Source organism: Mesorhizobium sp. M7A.F.Ca.US.014.04.1.1 (genome assembly GCF_003998745.1).
GTDB classification, from domain to species: Bacteria; Pseudomonadota; Alphaproteobacteria; order Rhizobiales; family Rhizobiaceae; genus Mesorhizobium; species Mesorhizobium ciceri.
On record NZ_RZRW01000909.1, the window covers coordinates 1 to 1,598 of the forward strand.

Below are 1,598 nucleotides of genomic sequence, written 5' to 3' on the forward strand. Positions count from 1 at the left end.
CTTCTGGACCGGCGTCGGCGGCCTGGCCGGCGGCGCCGCCTACAAGGCCGCCAACACCGCCGATTCGATGATCGGCCACCGCACCCCGCGCCACGAGGCGTTCGGCTGGGCGGCGGCGCGCTTTGACGCTTGGATCAACCTGCCGGCGTCGCGGCTGACGGCGCTTCTGATCGTGCTGGCGGCGTTCTTCGTCAAAGGCGCTGATGCGAAAAAAGCCTGGCATGCGGTGCGGCGCGACGCGAAAAAACACCGCTCGCCCAATGCCGGCTGGCCGGAAGCGGCGATGGCCGGTGCGCTCGGCCTGGCGCTCGCCGGCCCGCGCTTCTATGGCGGCGTGCTGGTCGACGACGTCTTCATGGGCGAAGGTGGGCGGCGTGAAGCCGACAGCCTCGACATCAGGCAGGCGCTGAAACTCTATCGCGTCGCCGACTATCTGCTGATCGCTCTGTTCGGGTTGGTTTCGGTCGTTGTCATCGTTGTGACCTAACCTCACCCTCCCCCGTCTGGGGAGGTTGAGGAACACTCAGAACTCGATCCCCTGCTGCGCTTTCACGCCGGCGGAAAAATGATGCTTGGTCACGCTCATTTCGGTGACGAGGTCTGCGGCCTCGACCAGCGCCGGCTTGGCGTTGCGGCCGGTGACAACGACATGCAGGCCCTCGCGCCGCGCTTTTAGCGCGCCAACCACTCTGTCGAGATCGAGATAGTCGTAGCGCAGCGCAATGTTCAATTCGTCGAGCACCAGCAGGCTGATCGACGGATCGGCCATCAGTTCGAGCACCTTGGCCCAGGCGGCTTCGGCGGCAGCGATGTCGCGCTTCAGATCCTGGGTTTCCCAGGTGAACCCCTCGCCCATCGCGTGCCACACGACACGGTCGCCGAAGGCGGCGAAGGCGTCTTTCTCGCCGGTGTGCCACTTGCCCTTGATGAACTGGACGACACCGACGCGCTTGCCGTAGCCGAGCATCCGCAGCGCCAGCCCGAAGGCGGCCGTGGTCTTGCCTTTGCCCGGGCCGGTGTTGACGATGAGCAATCCCTTCTCGACCGTCTTGCTCGCCACCTCGGCATCCTGCACCGCCTTGCGCTTGGCCATCTTGGCGCGGTGGCGCTCTTCGTCCTTATCGTCGATATCGGTCATATCATTTCACCTTGAGCGGCAGCCCCGCCACCATCAGCAGCACCGTATCGGCAATCGCCGCGACCTGCTGGTTGAGCCGGCCGGCGGCATCGCGAAAGCGGCGCGCCAGTGCATTGTCCGGCACGATGCCTTGTCCGACTTCATTGGACACCAAGAACCAGGGTCCGCGCGGCCGCGACAGCACCTCCGCCAATCGCCGGCATTCCAGCTCGAAATCGTGTTCGGCCAGCATATGGTTGGTCAGCCACAGCGTCAGGCAGTCGACAAGCACCGGCCGATCGTCCGGCAAGGCGGCAAGCGCGCCGGCGAGATCGAGCGGTGCGTCGATGGTCGTCCAGCCTTCGCCGCGCCGCGACCGGTGCAACGCGATGCGCTCACGCATCTCGTCATCATAGGCTTGCGCCGTGGCGATATAGGTCCAGGGCGGCGGCAAGGCGGTTGCCAAAATTTCGGCGTGGGG

The 1,598-nt window shown here is 65.6% G+C and carries 3 protein-coding genes; 1 reads left to right on the forward strand and 2 read right to left on the reverse strand.

Annotation, left to right across the window (positions count from 1 at the left end; translation table 11 throughout):
* The coding region (locus EOA22_RS32990) for a cobalamin biosynthesis protein (RefSeq protein ID WP_206521444.1) at positions 1–487 on the forward strand (487 nt) is incomplete at its 5' end.
* 36 nt (positions 488–523) lie between these two features.
* Here EOA22_RS32990 and cobO read toward each other — a convergent pair.
* Together cobO and cobU are read right to left on the reverse strand one after the other, a co-directional pair.
* The gene (cobO, locus tag EOA22_RS32995; protein ID WP_063168228.1) at positions 524–1,138 is read right to left on the reverse strand and encodes a cob(I)yrinic acid a,c-diamide adenosyltransferase; all 615 of its coding nucleotides are present in this window, start codon (positions 1,136–1,138) and stop codon (positions 524–526) included.
* 1 nt (position 1,139) lies between these two features.
* On the reverse strand, positions 1,140–1,598 hold a 459-nt coding region (gene cobU / locus EOA22_RS33000; protein WP_127390575.1), incomplete at its 5' end, for a bifunctional adenosylcobinamide kinase/adenosylcobinamide-phosphate guanylyltransferase.

Excerpts from the sequence above, each read along its gene's own strand:
- cobO (WP_063168228.1), bottom strand. The coding sequence starts at position 1,138 with ATGACCGATATCGACGATAAGGACGAAGAGCGCCACCGCGCCAAGATG.